Source organism: Marinicellulosiphila megalodicopiae (assembly GCF_045862395.1).
GTDB classification, from domain to species: Bacteria; Pseudomonadota; Gammaproteobacteria; order Pseudomonadales; family Natronospirillaceae; genus Marinicellulosiphila; species Marinicellulosiphila megalodicopiae.
Window position 1 is genome coordinate 2,052,020 of the sequence record NZ_AP023087.1, and the last position, 13,965, is coordinate 2,065,984.

Annotated in this window: 12 protein-coding genes; 10 read left to right on the plus strand and 2 right to left on the minus strand. The window is 37.3% G+C overall.

Annotation, left to right across the window (positions count from 1 at the left end; genetic code table 11):
- Positions 1–40 precede the first annotated feature (40 nt).
- Positions 41–2,056, plus strand: coding sequence for a PKD domain-containing protein (locus TYM08_RS08720; RefSeq protein ID WP_422382586.1), 2,016 nt, complete (start codon positions 41–43; stop codon positions 2,054–2,056).
- Positions 2,053–3,207, plus strand: coding sequence for a hypothetical protein (locus TYM08_RS08725; RefSeq protein ID WP_422382587.1), 1,155 nt, complete (start codon positions 2,053–2,055; stop codon positions 3,205–3,207). The genes TYM08_RS08720 and TYM08_RS08725 overlap by 4 nt, the downstream gene beginning before the upstream one ends.
- Positions 3,208–3,283: 76 nt before the next feature.
- On the opposite strand, the gene TYM08_RS08730 is transcribed toward TYM08_RS08725, so the two are convergent.
- A complete protein-coding gene (locus TYM08_RS08730; protein ID WP_422382588.1) occupies positions 3,284–5,020 on the minus strand; it encodes a proline--tRNA ligase in 1,737 nt (578 codons plus the stop codon).
- Positions 5,021–5,154: 134 nt separating this feature from the next.
- On the opposite strand from TYM08_RS08730, the gene TYM08_RS08735 reads away from it, so the two are divergent.
- The 7 genes from TYM08_RS08735 (at position 5,155) to TYM08_RS08765 (ending at position 11,328) form a co-directional block, all read left to right on the plus strand.
- Entirely contained in the window at positions 5,155–5,439 is a 285-nt protein-coding gene (locus TYM08_RS08735) for a pyrimidine/purine nucleoside phosphorylase (RefSeq protein WP_422382589.1), read from the plus strand.
- Positions 5,440–5,613: 174 nt separating this feature from the next.
- Positions 5,614–6,582 carry a DegV family protein gene (locus TYM08_RS08740; protein ID WP_422382590.1) on the plus strand — a complete coding sequence of 323 codons (969 nt, stop codon included), beginning with the start codon at positions 5,614–5,616 and terminating at the stop codon, positions 6,580–6,582.
- A 147-nt stretch (positions 6,583–6,729) separates the two neighbouring features.
- Positions 6,730–7,488 carry a DeoR/GlpR family DNA-binding transcription regulator gene (locus tag TYM08_RS08745; protein ID WP_422382591.1) on the plus strand — a complete coding sequence of 253 codons (759 nt, stop codon included), beginning with the start codon at positions 6,730–6,732 and terminating at the stop codon, positions 7,486–7,488.
- Between the two features lie 16 nt (positions 7,489–7,504).
- Complete coding sequence (glmS, locus tag TYM08_RS08750) at positions 7,505–9,352, plus strand: glutamine--fructose-6-phosphate transaminase (isomerizing) (RefSeq protein WP_422382592.1); 1,848 nt, start codon at positions 7,505–7,507, stop codon at positions 9,350–9,352.
- Entirely contained in the window at positions 9,353–10,501 is a 1,149-nt protein-coding gene (locus TYM08_RS08755) for a saccharopine dehydrogenase family protein (protein ID WP_422382593.1), read from the plus strand. It begins immediately after the preceding gene.
- On the plus strand, positions 10,502–10,978 hold the full coding sequence (locus TYM08_RS08760; protein ID WP_422382594.1) for a DUF2269 family protein: 477 nt from the start codon (positions 10,502–10,504) through the stop codon (positions 10,976–10,978).
- Positions 10,978–11,328, plus strand: a complete 351-nt coding sequence (locus TYM08_RS08765; RefSeq protein ID WP_422382595.1) for a DoxX-like family protein — start codon at positions 10,978–10,980, stop codon at positions 11,326–11,328. Before TYM08_RS08760 ends, TYM08_RS08765 begins: the two co-directional genes overlap by 1 nt.
- A 305-nt stretch (positions 11,329–11,633) precedes the next feature.
- Here the strand turns inward: TYM08_RS08765 and TYM08_RS08770 are convergent, their stop codons facing one another.
- The gene (locus tag TYM08_RS08770) at positions 11,634–12,404 is read right to left on the minus strand and encodes a substrate-binding periplasmic protein (protein ID WP_422382596.1); all 771 of its coding nucleotides are present in this window, start codon (positions 12,402–12,404) and stop codon (positions 11,634–11,636) included.
- A gap of 292 nt (positions 12,405–12,696) precedes the next feature.
- Here TYM08_RS08770 and TYM08_RS08775 point away from each other — a divergent pair, with 292 nt between their 5' ends.
- Positions 12,697–13,965, plus strand: coding sequence for an ABC transporter substrate-binding protein (locus tag TYM08_RS08775; RefSeq protein WP_422382597.1), 1,269 nt, complete (start codon positions 12,697–12,699; stop codon positions 13,963–13,965).

Sequence of the window (13,965 nt, forward strand, 5' to 3'; positions counted from 1 at the left end):
GTTTTCAATTGGAAAAACGTTAATCGCGCAGGAGTTAAAAATGAATTATAAAATAATAATGGGAATGAGTGCTGTGTTATTAAGCTCAGGCTGTTTCTCAGATCTAGAAGCTAATAAAAATGATGGTTCAAGTAATGAGGTTGTAAATACGCAAACCAATATTCAGTCAGAAACTAGTGAGAATAATGAATTATCCACTTCAACTGAAAGTCAAAATCAAACAGATACACTGACGCAAAGTATCACTCAAACACAGTCAGATGTGATGACGCATTCAGATGTTGAAACTAAAACCCTTACTCAAACCAAAACAGAAACTCAAACCCAGTCAGATGTTGAGACCTTAACAGTTACACAAACACAATCAGCCACGCAAGGCCAAACAGAAGTTGGTCAAACTGGTGAACTTTCCATCACTCATACCCATCAAGATGACACTTATGTGTTTAGAGCCAATGCATTTGAATTCCCTGATGATGCGAATCTAGAATATGTATGGTCAATTGTAGGTTCAAATATTACCGATGAGGGGCGTGTGTTCACGCATACATTCGATTTTACCCTGCAAGATGAATTTGAATTGTTGGTGTCTTCAATGTATGAGGGGGTGCAATATACTGCAAAAGTTACCGTGTATGCTTCGGTGTGTGAGCAGGAATATTCAGCACAAATTGTGATCAATAGTATGATCGATCAGCAGGTTGTTTTGGAAGGCAAAGGTCTAAATTGTTCGGATGCGGTAGAAATTTCGCAATACCAGTGGGATTTTGGTGATGGTAATGTATTAACTACCGCTGAATCTTTAGTAAGTCATGAATACGCCCAAGGAGGTGAGTATACCGTTCAATTTACTTACGAGTTTGCCAGTACCACAAAAATAATTGAAATTGCTGATCAGCCATTAAATGTCAGTTGTGAGCAATCCCATAATTACGGTCAAAAACAATCCACATTATTATCCTCCGATGAATATAATAATGCGGTATTAGATCTAACCGGTATCGATAGTAAGCTGGCGTATGATGTCAATAATGTTTCCTTCTCATTATTTACTGAGCAGGCTAAATTAATAGCCAGTCTTTCAGAGACACAAAATTTTGAAAATATTGTTAACTGTGAGTTTATAACGCAAAGTGCGTGTTCACAAAAATATTTAAACAACGTATTGCCTCTTATTCACAGACAATCCAAACCGTTAACCCATACATACGATCGTTTGTACGATCACGACTTTCACGCTGACTTTTTTGAACAATATGATTTTAACATGGCGATGAAATATTCGTTGGTAAGCGCACTGAGCTCTCCTCAATTTTTGTTTCATTCATTATTAGGTGAAACAAAACAATCCATAATAGAGGGGATTGAGGTTCTGCAGAGAGTTGATTTTGCTCAAGTGCTTGAAGTTGGCTCACCCATCATTCAATTGGATTTAGATGAGCAAGGTATCCCGTTATATCAAAGCTATTCAAACTCTAGTATTGATGTGGAGCAAAGCGGTGAATATGCATTGAGTGTCTACCTTAAGGGTATGCCTTATGGTGGGTTGAATCCGTACCTCGAATTGAATGTGAATCACCAATCGGTTGAAACCATTGAAGTTGATTGGCAAACCATTGTTCGTTTAGATTTAAATGTGAATCTAACTGCGGGCTCTAATGTGATCTCAATTGGCAATGTCACTGGGCAAGAAGGGTATAACTCGAGCTCTTTAATCCTAGATAGAATGGATATCAGTCCTTGGGTGTCGATTCCTTTTAATGTTAGATCTAACACTGCATATTTTGATTTGTATGATAATAATGATTTTGTTTTAAGTAATTGGGAAATAGCAACGTTATTGTCCTTTAATTATTTAGGGACCGTGCCAGATACAGAATTAACTGAATTGGCCATTACTAAGGCGTTGGATGACACTGCGATTGTGCAACAACAAATAGAAAGACTCTCACAAAGTGATCAATCGATGACTTGGGAACAAATGCATAATGTGGAGCAAATCGAAATTCCATTACAAAATTGCATGGATCAACAATCACAGGGAGAAATGAAATGAGCCATTTATTAAACGCTAAAATAAACCGTCGTCAATTATTAAAACAAACCGTGTTAACTTCATCTGTTGCAGCATTAAGTTCAGTGGCATTGCCTTCAATTTCTAGACAGGCAAATACAGCAAAAAATGTGATTTTCTTTTATGTACCCTACGGTGCGCCTGCTGGAAAATGGGGGCCAACTCAAAACTCTGCGGGTTTAGTTATGAATGAAGTGAGTGCGGTGTATGAGTCTGTAAAAGAGCATTGTGTGTTTTTTACCAACATGGAAACCAAAGGCGCGCAAGGTCGTGATTTGGGGGGCTTGCAAGTAGACAATGATAATATTGATGATCCAACACTTATTGAAGTATTTTCTAAAGAGTTTGGTGTGTATTCAACCATTAATTTTTTGTCATTAACCAGTAATCGATATACGGCGTTTTTAGATGTGTTAAATGTTGCTCAAATATCAGACCCATGGCAAGCTCGCCAGTGGGTAATGAGTCATACAACGAATCCATTTGATACTATCTTGCAGGAAAATATTCAGCAGGTGCAAACGTTAATTGATCTGACTGAAGGCAAAGATCAAAGTGAATTAATGCGTTACCAAAATGAATTGAATGCACAAAAAAATAATATTGAATTACAAAGTGTCAGTTGGGATTTACCTGAGAAAACAGGGGGGGAGTCCTTTAATGATTTAACGGATTTACAAATTACGAATATGGTAAATACATTAAAATTTGGTATGACGAATATTGTGCATTTTTCAACCGGCGAAACGGAAAATCAAGAAGTTTTAGATGGCAGTGGTGAGTATCACAATATACTTCATCGTACTGAGGCGGATTATATTCAACATAGAATGGCTTTTGATCAAAAGGTGGCTAATTTAATCCAGCTATTAAAAGAGACTGAAGATACAAATGGCGAGTCGTTATTAGAATCAACTTTAGTCGTGTTGTATTCAAATGAAGGTAACGCTGAGGCCCATGATCATATCAGATCGCCATATCTATTAGCTGGGGGAGGATTTTTGAATGGCGGGCAAATAAGTAATGAGTCAAGTAATGATCGATTTATTGATACGGTTATCGATTTGATGGGTTCTTCGACGCCATTTTCCACGGGGCTCGGGCCAATAGCAGGAATTAAAGCTGCGCTATAATTGACTCATTATCCGTTCATAAAAAAAGGGCGACTATTGCAGTCACCCTTTTTTTTTATGCTAGTAAACTATCGGGTTATTTACCTAATAACTTCAATAACATCGCTTCAATATCGTCAGCTTTAACATTTTGGCTGTCTTTATCTTTTCTGAATTTGTATTCCACTTCGCCTTCTTTTAATCCACGATCAGAAATCACAACACGATGCGGTGTGCCGATTAATTCCATGTCTGCAAATTTAACCCCTGGGCTTGTTTTTTTATCACGGTCATCTAAATATACGCTGATGCCTTTTTCTTTTAGGCTGTTATATAACCCTTCTGCAAGCTCGGACACTTCTTTAGATTTATGGGCATTTAATGGCACAATGCCGACGGTAAATGGCGCTAACGCTTCAGGCCAAATGATACCGTTGTCGTCGTAGTTTTGCTCAATTGCAGCAGCCACAATTCTTGAAATACCAATCCCATAACAACCCATGTCCATCACGGCGCTTTTGCCGTTTTGATCAAGCACGGTTGCATTTAATGCCGCGCTGTAGGTTTTACCTAATTGGAAAATATGACCCACTTCAATGCCGCGTTTAATTTCGATAACGCCTTCGCCACATGGTGATGGGTCGCCCGCTTGAATGTTACGAATGTCCGCAACGCTCGAAAGTGCAATATCACGCGTCCAATTGGCACCCGTTAAATGTTTGCCATTAATGTTTGCGCCACACACAAAATCACTGGATACACTTGCTGCACGATCAATAATGACGCTGATGTGTTCATTTTGAATGTTTGGACCAATGCAGCCCGTATTGCAATTTAATAACGCTGCAATTTCTGCATCTGTTGCAAACGTAAGGGGCGCTAACACAGACTCTATTTTTTCGGCTTTAATTTCGTTTAATTCATGATCGCCACGAACCACTAATGCCACTAATTTTGTTTGTTCTTCACTGTGATCGGCTGCTAGCACCATTAAGGTTTTAAGAGTTTGCTGCGCTTCGATATTTAAAAATGCACAGATTTCTTCAATGGTTTTATGCTCGCCAGTATCCACTTCTGCTAGTTCTTGGGACGGTGCGTCTGCTTCTGGTTTTGGTAATAATGCTTCTGCCATTTCGATGTTTGCGGCATAGCTAGATACACTACTAAAGGCAATATCATCTTCACCTGAATCGGCTAATACATGAAACTCATGAGAAGCGTTGCCGCCAATTGAGCCTGTATCTGCTTGCACAGGGCGATAATCCAAACCTAAACGATCAAAAATTCGGCAGTAAGTTGCGTGAATGTTGTCGTATTCTTCTTGTAGGCTTTCTTGGCCTACGTGAAAGGAATAGGCATCTTTCATGATAAATTCACGTGAACGCATCACACCAAAGCGAGGGCGGGTTTCGTCTCTGAATTTGGTTTGCACTTGATAAAACGTCATTGGCAGTTGTTTGTAGCTGGCTAACTCATTGCGCGCTAAGTCTGTTATGACTTCTTCATGAGTCGGGCCTACACAAAAATCACGACCATGACGATCTTTTACTCTTAATAATTCACCGCCGTATTTTTGCCATCTGCCTGTTTCTTGCCATAATTCAGCCGGTTGAATAGCGGGCATTAAAATCTCTTGAGCGCCTGATCTGTCCATTTCTTCACGTACGATCGCTTCCACATTACGTAATACTTTTAATCCAAGGGGTAACCAGTTGTACAAGCCTGATGCGACTTTGCGGATCATTCCGGCACGTAACATTAATTGGTGACTGATCACAACAGCATCTGAAGGGCTTTCTTTTAAAGTAGAGATTAAAAAACGACTGGCGCGCATGATGGCATCCTGTTTGAGTATGAAAAAAACGCGTATTTTAATGGCTTTGAGTTAGATGTCTATTGAATTAAAATTTGGGTGCGAATATTTGTTCAATACGGTAGAATCCGCGCTTTTTAACTAAGGGTAATCTCATGTTTAAAGTAAACGAATATTTTGACGGTAAAGTAACCAGTATGGCTTTTGAAGAAGCAACCGGTTCAGCTACTGTTGGTTTGATGGCTAAAGGCGAATATGAATTTGGTACAGACAAGAAAGAAATCATGCATGTGGTTTCTGGTGAGTTAGTTATTCAGCTTAAAGGTGAAGAAAACTGGACGTCTTATAAAACGGGTGAGCATTTTAATGTGGATGGATCATCATCGTTTAAATTACAAGTACCTGTTGATACCGCTTATCGTTGTCAGTACATTGATTGATTGAATAAGTTAATCGTTCTGTATTTAAGCCATTGTTTTTCAATGGCTTTTTTTTGATCTAATTAAAAATAATACATGTTCAAAGTTGGATTCTGAACAAATTCTGTTTTACTTCTAATGCATACACTGTTAAAACTCTCGTAAAATAATAAAATATAAAAGCAGGTGCACGTTATGTCATTTACACTCATTGTTGATTCAAATTGTGATTTATCTCAATCAATGTTGAAGCAATATAATGTAGGTGTGATTCCTATTCATTACTATATTAAAAAAGAAGAGTTTCAAGAGTTACGTGACACTGACGAAATTAATGATTTTTATAATACAAACAAAAAATTAAATGCCAAGCATTATGATACAGGGCCGAGTTCGGTCAATACGATCAAAAACATACTTTTGCAAAAAATTGATGAAAATCCGAAGAATGATATTTTAATTCAAACGGTGATGCGAACCCGCTCTAAAACCTACGAAAATGCAAATCTAGCCATTGCAGAAATACTCGCCCAAGACAAATATAAAAAACTGAATATTAAAGTAATGAATACTGGAACTGCTTATGCAGGCCAGGCATTATTTGCCTGTCATAGTATTGCGCTGCGTAAAAAAGGCTTAAGTATGATTGATACTCGACGCAGAGTTGAGGCTATGGTTGATTATATGCAGTCATTTGTGATGCCTCCGAATATTAAATATGCACGTGAGCAGGTGGTCAGTCGTGGTTTAACCGCAGATGGTGGCGTAAGTTGGTTGACTGCTCAAGTGGGCAGTGCATTAAGTGTTGTGCCTGTTGTGTTACTTAGAAAAGATGCATCCACAGCATTAGTAAAAGCTAGAGGGATCGAAGCGGCTTTAGAAAAAGTCATTGATGATATACAAGTGAATATCGATAACCTAATTTCTCCATTTATTTGTATTTCTTATGCAGGGAAAATGGAAGAATTACAAAAAAATTCAAGTTATAAAAAATTACTCTCAATTGTTGAAAATAAAAAAATCAAAGTGGTTTCAACGCCAATGTGTGTGGCAGGCGGTATTGTTTTGGGATTAGGTTGTATCAGTGTTGCATACGCAACTCGAGCGCCATTTAATGAAGATGCTAATAAACTAGTTTCTTCAGATGAGTCTGTAACCGTTTAAAAAATATTAAATTTAAAAACGCAATATAAGGTTAACTTTATTGCGTTTTTTTGTTTTTTGATGGAATAAAAATGAATATTAGGTTGGGAGGTTGATTATTGTTAGTTTCGATGTATAGTGCCTAACTTTCAAAACGAAACTTAAAAGATGTCCAAACGTAACACCCAACAACGTCGTCATAGTATTTTGCAATGTGTCAATACGCAACTAGAAGTCAGTGTTGATCAATTAGCTCAAATGTGCGACACCTCAGAAGTGACTATACGTAAGGATTTAAGTGCCTTAGAAAAAAGTGGGTTATTGCTTCGTCGTTTTGGTGGGGCCCTTGCACTTCCTTGCGAAATTACATCAAACGAAAACAAAAAAGTTTCAATTCAAAAAAAACGAATCGCCCAAAAAGCGGTGTCGTTAATCAAACCTCATCATCGCATTGTATTGGATTCAGGTCGCACAACTTTATCAATGATTGAGCATTTTGATGCCATTGAGGGGTTGTTGGTGATGACAAATTCATTGTTAATTGCAAATAAAATAAATGAATTAGAAAGCGAGCCTACGTTGTTAATGACCGGTGGCACTTGGGATCCACATTCAGAATCTTTTCAAGGACAGGTGGCTGAATCTGTATTACGCGCTTATGATTTTGATCAATTATTTATTGGTGCAGATGGAATCGATCCATCACGTGGCACCACTACGTTTAATGAATTATTAGGGTTGAGTCGTGTAATGGCGCAATCTGCTCGTGAAGTCATCGTGATGGTCGAGCATGAAAAAATAGGGCGTAAAATTCCAAACTTGGAGTTGTCCTGGGAATTAGTCAGTGTATTGGTAACCGATGAAAAATTGGATCAAGATACTGAAACATTAATTGAACAAGCAGGGGTAAAAATCCTGTATGCATAACTTAAGGTAAATATATATGTGTGGAATAGTTGGCGCCGTGGCGCAAAGAGATGTAATGAGTATTTTGGTCGAAGGATTACGCAGACTGGAATACCGTGGGTATGACTCGTCGGGAGTGGCAATTATTGATAAATATAATGCAGTACAACGAACGCGTAGAGTTGGCAAAGTTCAAGAATTAGCCGATGCATTGCATGCTAATCCGTTATCAGGTGGGACGGGGATTGCTCATACGCGCTGGGCAACCCACGGTATTCCAAGTGAAAGTAATGCACACCCTCACGTGTCTGGTGATGGCGCGCAATCTGCGAATATCGCAGTGGTACATAATGGCATTATTGAAAATCACGGCCCCTTAAGAGAAAAATTAAAAAAAGCAGGATACGAATTTACCTCTCAAACTGATACTGAAGTGATTGCACATCTGGTGCATTTTGAATTGCAAACCAGTGAAACTTTGTTAGAAGCAGTACAAAAAACAGTCAAACAATTTGAAGGCGCTTATGGAACGGTGGTGCTTGATTCTAATACACCCGAAAAAATGGTTGTTGCTCGCTCAGGTAGCCCATTAGTGATTGGCTTAGGTCTGGATGAAAATTTCATTGCATCGGACATGATGGCGCTTTTGCCAGTTACTCGTAAATTTATGTTTTTAGAAGAAGGGGATGTGGCTCAGGTAACCCGTTTTGACGTTTCGGTTTATAACAAAAAAGGCAAATTGGTTGAACGTGAATCAAAAGAACACGACATTTCACATGAAGCAAGTGATAAAGGCGAATATCGTCATTACATGATGAAAGAAATTTTTGAGCAACCCACGGCCGTTAGAAACACTTTGGAAAATGGATTTAATGGAAATGATATCAATTACGATGCATTTGGTCATAATGCTGAAGAAATTTTCAAAGGCATCGAGCATGTTCAGATTATTGCCTGTGGCACCAGTTATCACTCTGGAATGGTCGCGCGCTATTGGCTGGAATCATTAGCAAATATTTCTTGTTCAGTCGAAATTGCCAGCGAATTTCGTTATAGAAAATCCTTTGTTCCAAAAAAATCTTTAATCGTTACCCTATCCCAATCTGGTGAAACCGCCGATACTTTGGCTGCATTAAGATTGGCCAAAGAAATTGGTTATCAATCCAGTTTATGCGTGTGTAACGTACCGGGCTCTTCGCTTGTGAGGGAGTCGGATTTAACCTTTTTAACTAAAGCTGGGGCGGAAATTGGCGTGGCTTCAACCAAAGCGTTTACGACTCAGTTAGTCGGTTTATTAATGATGACCATTGCGATTGGGAAAACTCGAGGCATGGATGAAACGCAACAAAATAACATCATACAATCATTAAAAGCCCTGCCAAATACCTTGGAATCCGCATTAACTTTAGATAAACCTATTGAGGAATTAGCAGAAGATTTTGCTGATAAACATCATTCATTATTTTTAGGTCGTGGCGCGCAGTATCCAATTGCAATGGAAGGGGCATTAAAGCTTAAGGAGATTTCTTATATTCACGCTGAAGCTTACGCAGCTGGAGAATTAAAACACGGTCCACTTGCATTAATTGATGCAAAAATGCCTGTGATTGTGGTGGCACCTAATAATGAGTTATTAGAAAAGCTTAAATCCAATGTTGAAGAAGTGCGTGCTCGTGGTGGATTAATGTATGTGTTTGCAGATGTTAACGCACATTTTGAATCCGATGACACCCTTAAAGTGCTTAATGTTGTGCATTGTGACGACGTGGTTGCGCCTATTGTTTACACATTGCCATTACAGTTGTTGTCCTATTACGTAGCCATCATTAAAGGTACGGATGTGGATCAGCCACGTAACTTGGCAAAATCAGTAACGGTTGAATAAATGAGCGTTAAAACCATAGTGGTTTTAGGTGGTTACGGAAATTTTGGCAAGCGGATCTCAGAGTTTTTCTCTGAAGATCCAAGCTTAAAAGAAAGGGATTTAACTGTGTATATCGCGGGTCGAAATATACAGTCAGCTCAAAATTTTTGTAACACATTTGAGTCAAATCAAATGACTACCTATCTTCCTTTAAAAATTGATATCTTCGCGGACAATTGTTTTGACATTCTTCAAACCATTCAACCAGATTTAATCATTCACACATCGGGGCCGTTTCAAGGCCAAGATGCATTTATTGCAAAATATTGTTTGCAGTTAAATTGCCATTACATTGATTTAGCCGATGACAGAAAATTTGTTAATCACATTACAGATTTAAATAAAATTGAAAACATTAATCCAGATTTATTAATTGTGTCAGGTGCCAGTAGTGTGCCAGGGGTGTCATCAACTGTTGTGTGTGAATTAGCAAAGCAGTTCAGTGAATTGCATGTCATTGATATTGCCATTGCACCAGGAAATCAAGCGGAGCGAGGTAAAGCCACATTAAAAGGCATTTTGTCTTACACGGGGAAACCCTTTTTAATTTGGAAAAATAAAAAATGGCAGCAAGTTTTTGGTTGGATGGATTCAAGAAAAGTTGATTTTAAATATGGAATTGGTAAGCGACATTTAGCGAATGTGGATGTCCCAGATTTAGAATTGTTTCCAAAATATTTTCCAGCATTAAAAACCATGACGTTCCAAGCGGGATTAGAGTTGGGTTGGTTGCATAATATTATGCTGCTAATGGCAAAATTGGCAAAACATAAATGGATTAAAAATTGGGCAAGTTACACTGGGATTATTTATTATCTAGCATGTAAGGTTGAAAGGTTCGGCTCTGGTGATGGTGCAATGCGTGTAAAATTATCGGGCTTAAATCATCAAAAACAACAACAAGAAATAATTTGGACGCTGGTGGCCAAAGATGGTATTGGTCCATTTATTCCAACTTTTGCAAGTTTGATATTAGCCAAAAAATTGATTTTAAACGAGGGCGTTTATAAAGGGATTACCCCTTGTATGAATTTGTTTTCATTAAAAGAGTTTGAAGATTTTGCATTTTTAAAAAATATTCAGTCGCATATTGAGTTAAAGGATAAGTAAATGGAAAGTATGTATTTTACAATGAAACTGTTGCATATATTAGCGGCGGTTGTGGTGATGGGTACCGGTGCAGGTATCGCATTTTTTATGTTAATGGCGGTAGTTTCAAAAAATAATACAGTCATTAAAGTGATTACAAAACATGTTGTGTTAGCGGATTGGTTATTTACTTTTCCCTTTGTGTTATTGCAAATTTGTACAGGAGGTTGGCTTATGCAATATTTAGGATTTTCATTTCAATCTCCTTGGTTTCAAACAGTAGGCAGTTTGTACCTATTAATTGGTTTATGTTGGATGTTTGTCGTTTGGATTCAGTATCGACTTAAAAATATTGCGCAGCAAGAAGGTTTTAATGTGTTGGATAATCGTGCTTTTAAACGAATGTTTCGTTGTTGGTTGTTTTTAGGTTTTGTTGCATTTTCTGCCTTAATCATTGTGTTTTATTATATGGTTTTTAAACCTGCTAAGTTTTTTTAATGATTCGATTCAGTCTTTCCTTTTTATGGCTTTTTACTGCGCTTACTTCTGCATTTTTTGCCTTTGAAATCAGTTTGGAGATTTTAGAGCAAACGATCATCCCAATGAAATATCATGTTTTTTTAATTTATTCAGGCAGTGCTTTAGATGGAATAATTGGGATTTGGTTATGCTTTGCAAAAAAAATTAGATGGGTAATATATTTGCAATGGATCGTTATTTTAGGGTTTACCTTAATCATTAGTTGGTTAGTTCCGAATTATTGGTTGCATCCTTTTGGTCCTGTGACTAAAAATATCCCTATTTTCGTATTGTGCTGGGTGTGGTTGAAGCAACATGATGATGAATAAAAAATTAGAAATGCATTTTATTATATCCTCATCAAATTATTGAACCAAATCAATTTGTTCCACCTAAACATGTAGCAAAAAAATTATTACTTTTCGCTCTTTTTTAAATTTTAAATATCTGCGTTAACTGTATTATTTTCCATGTAAACTCATAGGTTTCATCTTATTCTGTTCAAATTTGATCGCTACATAGCGGTAGCTTATTGGAGTAATACAGAAATATTGCTGATCGTAATCGGAATAGTCACAATTGAGCTGAATAGATTTATAAATTTTCACATTTAACTTTTATGCTTTTTATTCAGTTATTTAATTTCAGATGAAACTCCCTTTAAGGGCAGGGCGATGACTGTTTTGTTATTGCTGGCTTTTTGTATTGCAAGCTTCATTTTTAATACTAAATCATCATCAGTCTGGTTATTAAATACTGTCCATAACCCTTTTTCTAATTCTTTTATATAATAAACCAGCTCAATTTCATTAATGTCATAGCCCATGGCAGCGGCTCGGCTTAAAAAACCATGACTGCTTGCTGGAATGATATCCACTCTGCCACGCATTAACATATGGGTTAAAGAATCACTTTCTCCAACTAATTCAAAATTATTAAAGGATTCTTGTTTGAAAAAATGATGGATCGCACTATCAATAAATACGGCACTTGTGTATTTTTCAATGTCTGAAGTTTTAGTGATGTGAATGTCGGTTCTATTTTTTAATTTAAAAATCCCCACTTGAATGTAACCTACTGGTGCCACCCATTTAAATAAATCTTCTCTAGCAGGGAATCGAACCACTGAAAATAAAAGAGTATTAGGTTCAAGTTCGCCAATTTGATATGCACGTGCCCAAGGATAAACTTCAATATCAGAAACTCTCATATCAAACTCTTTCAAAGCAGGCGTCATCAAATCAATCACAGTGCCTTGTAATTCATTATCAACTAAATAATGAAACGGAGGAAAGTTCTCAGTGACAACTTTGATTTGTGTCGAAATAGCAAATGTCGCCATAAATCCAATACAAAAACAAAGAAATATCGAACTTAAAAAATTAGAAAATCGTGGTAAGGTCATTTGTTTTTTTTTCTTAATTATGTTCATTTTAGATTAGTTGAATAAATGAATAATTTAATTGAGGATGCAAATTAAATTAATATTTAACAAACAATCACATCAAAAGTCTGGCTTATTTTCATTTAATGTCTTTGTTTTCAGATCACTGTGTCATTTGGTTATGTTTGAACTATGCTAAATACATTCATTAGTATTTTATTAACCCTCTATAGGTTTCGAACTTGGTATCGAACTTGGTTTTGAGCTAGGTTTGAGCAAGGTATCGAACAAGATATCGAACAAGGTATTGAGCATGGCATCGTCTTTTAATCGAAGAAAATTTCTTATCAATTCTATCAAAGGTACATCTGCGGGTATTGCCGCGGTAAATGCTCCTTATGTCTTTGCAAAATCAAAAACCACATTACGTGTAATGGGTACCCATGTAACATTGCAAGAAGAAATTCGTAAACAAGCTATGAGTGATTTAGGGATTAATCTTGTGTTTGAAGCAAGAGGCGAATCAGAGTTGTTGCAAAAAGCTACAACTCAACCAGAAGGATTTGATCTTTATGAGCAGTGGTCAGATAGTATTAAAACACTTTGGCAGGCAGATGCCATTCAGCCCATTGAAACGAATAGGCTCAAGTATTGGAATGAGATTAATGATATTTCAAAAAAAGGTCGAATTATACAGGAGGCATCAATTGGCAAAGGTGATGCCCCTTACAAAATTTTAAATATACAACAAGATGGTGAATTAGGTTCAAAGTTCACAGGCAAAATCAGCTTTTTGCCTTATGTACATAATGTAGATTCCTTCGGTTACAACACCGATATCGTCCCTGTTGGGGTGCCGTACGAAACTGAAAGCTGGGCTTGGTTATTAGATGAAAAATGGTCTGGAAAAGTTGGAATTATTAATGCGCCCACTATTGGATTGTTCGATTTGGCTTTGGCAGCACAGGCAAAAGGATTAATAAATTTTGTTGATATTGGCAATATGAGTATTGTTGAAATTGACAAACTTTTTGAAATTTTACTGCAATATAAAAAAAGAGGGCATTTTTCAGGTTTTTGGAATTCAGTGCCTCAATCCGTTGATTTTATGACCACTAAACGAGTAGTTATTGAAAGTATGTTTTCTCCTGGTGTCTCTGCTGCAAATGGCTTGGGGACACCAGTAGCATATGCTGCCCCTAAAGAAGGGTATCGTGCATGGCATGGTGTGATGTGTATGTCAAAAGCCTGTGATGGTCAGGTTAAAGATGCTGCTTATGATTATATGAATTGGTGGTTAAGTGGGTGGCCAGGGGCCTTTATTGCTCGTCAAGGGTACTATATTTCTAATCCACAGCGGTCCAAGCCATTATTAACGACTAATGAATGGGGGTATTGGTATGAAGGAAAGGCAACAAATATTGCACTTCGAGGAACTGATGGAAGTATATCAGTGCCTGCAGGCGCAGTAAGAAGAGGTGGCTCCTATATAGATCGATTCAATAATGTCGCAGTATGGAATACAGTAATGGATAACTATGACTATACATTGCAAAAATGGTATGAGTTTTTGGTGGCTTAA

What these genes read in the sequence shown, in the direction of transcription:
- TYM08_RS08720 (WP_422382586.1), top strand. Translation starts at nt 41, where the DNA reads ATGAATTATAAAATAATAATGGGAATGAGTGCTGTGTTATTAAGCTCA.
- TYM08_RS08725 (WP_422382587.1), top strand. Translation starts at nt 2,053, where the DNA reads ATGAGCCATTTATTAAACGCTAAAATAAACCGTCGTCAATTATTAAAA.
- TYM08_RS08730 (WP_422382588.1), bottom strand. Translation starts at nt 5,020, where the DNA reads ATGCGCGCCAGTCGTTTTTTAATCTCTACTTTAAAAGAAAGCCCTTCA.
- TYM08_RS08735 (WP_422382589.1), top strand. Translation starts at nt 5,155, where the DNA reads ATGTTTAAAGTAAACGAATATTTTGACGGTAAAGTAACCAGTATGGCT.
- TYM08_RS08740 (WP_422382590.1), top strand. Translation starts at nt 5,614, where the DNA reads ATGTCATTTACACTCATTGTTGATTCAAATTGTGATTTATCTCAATCA.
- TYM08_RS08745 (WP_422382591.1), top strand. Translation starts at nt 6,730, where the DNA reads ATGTCCAAACGTAACACCCAACAACGTCGTCATAGTATTTTGCAATGT.
- glmS (WP_422382592.1), top strand. Translation starts at nt 7,505, where the DNA reads ATGTGTGGAATAGTTGGCGCCGTGGCGCAAAGAGATGTAATGAGTATT.
- TYM08_RS08755 (WP_422382593.1), top strand. Translation starts at nt 9,353, where the DNA reads ATGAGCGTTAAAACCATAGTGGTTTTAGGTGGTTACGGAAATTTTGGC.
- TYM08_RS08760 (WP_422382594.1), top strand. Translation starts at nt 10,502, where the DNA reads ATGGAAAGTATGTATTTTACAATGAAACTGTTGCATATATTAGCGGCG.
- TYM08_RS08765 (WP_422382595.1), top strand. Translation starts at nt 10,978, where the DNA reads ATGATTCGATTCAGTCTTTCCTTTTTATGGCTTTTTACTGCGCTTACT.
- TYM08_RS08770 (WP_422382596.1), bottom strand. Translation starts at nt 12,404, where the DNA reads ATGACCTTACCACGATTTTCTAATTTTTTAAGTTCGATATTTCTTTGT.
- TYM08_RS08775 (WP_422382597.1), top strand. Translation starts at nt 12,697, where the DNA reads ATGGCATCGTCTTTTAATCGAAGAAAATTTCTTATCAATTCTATCAAA.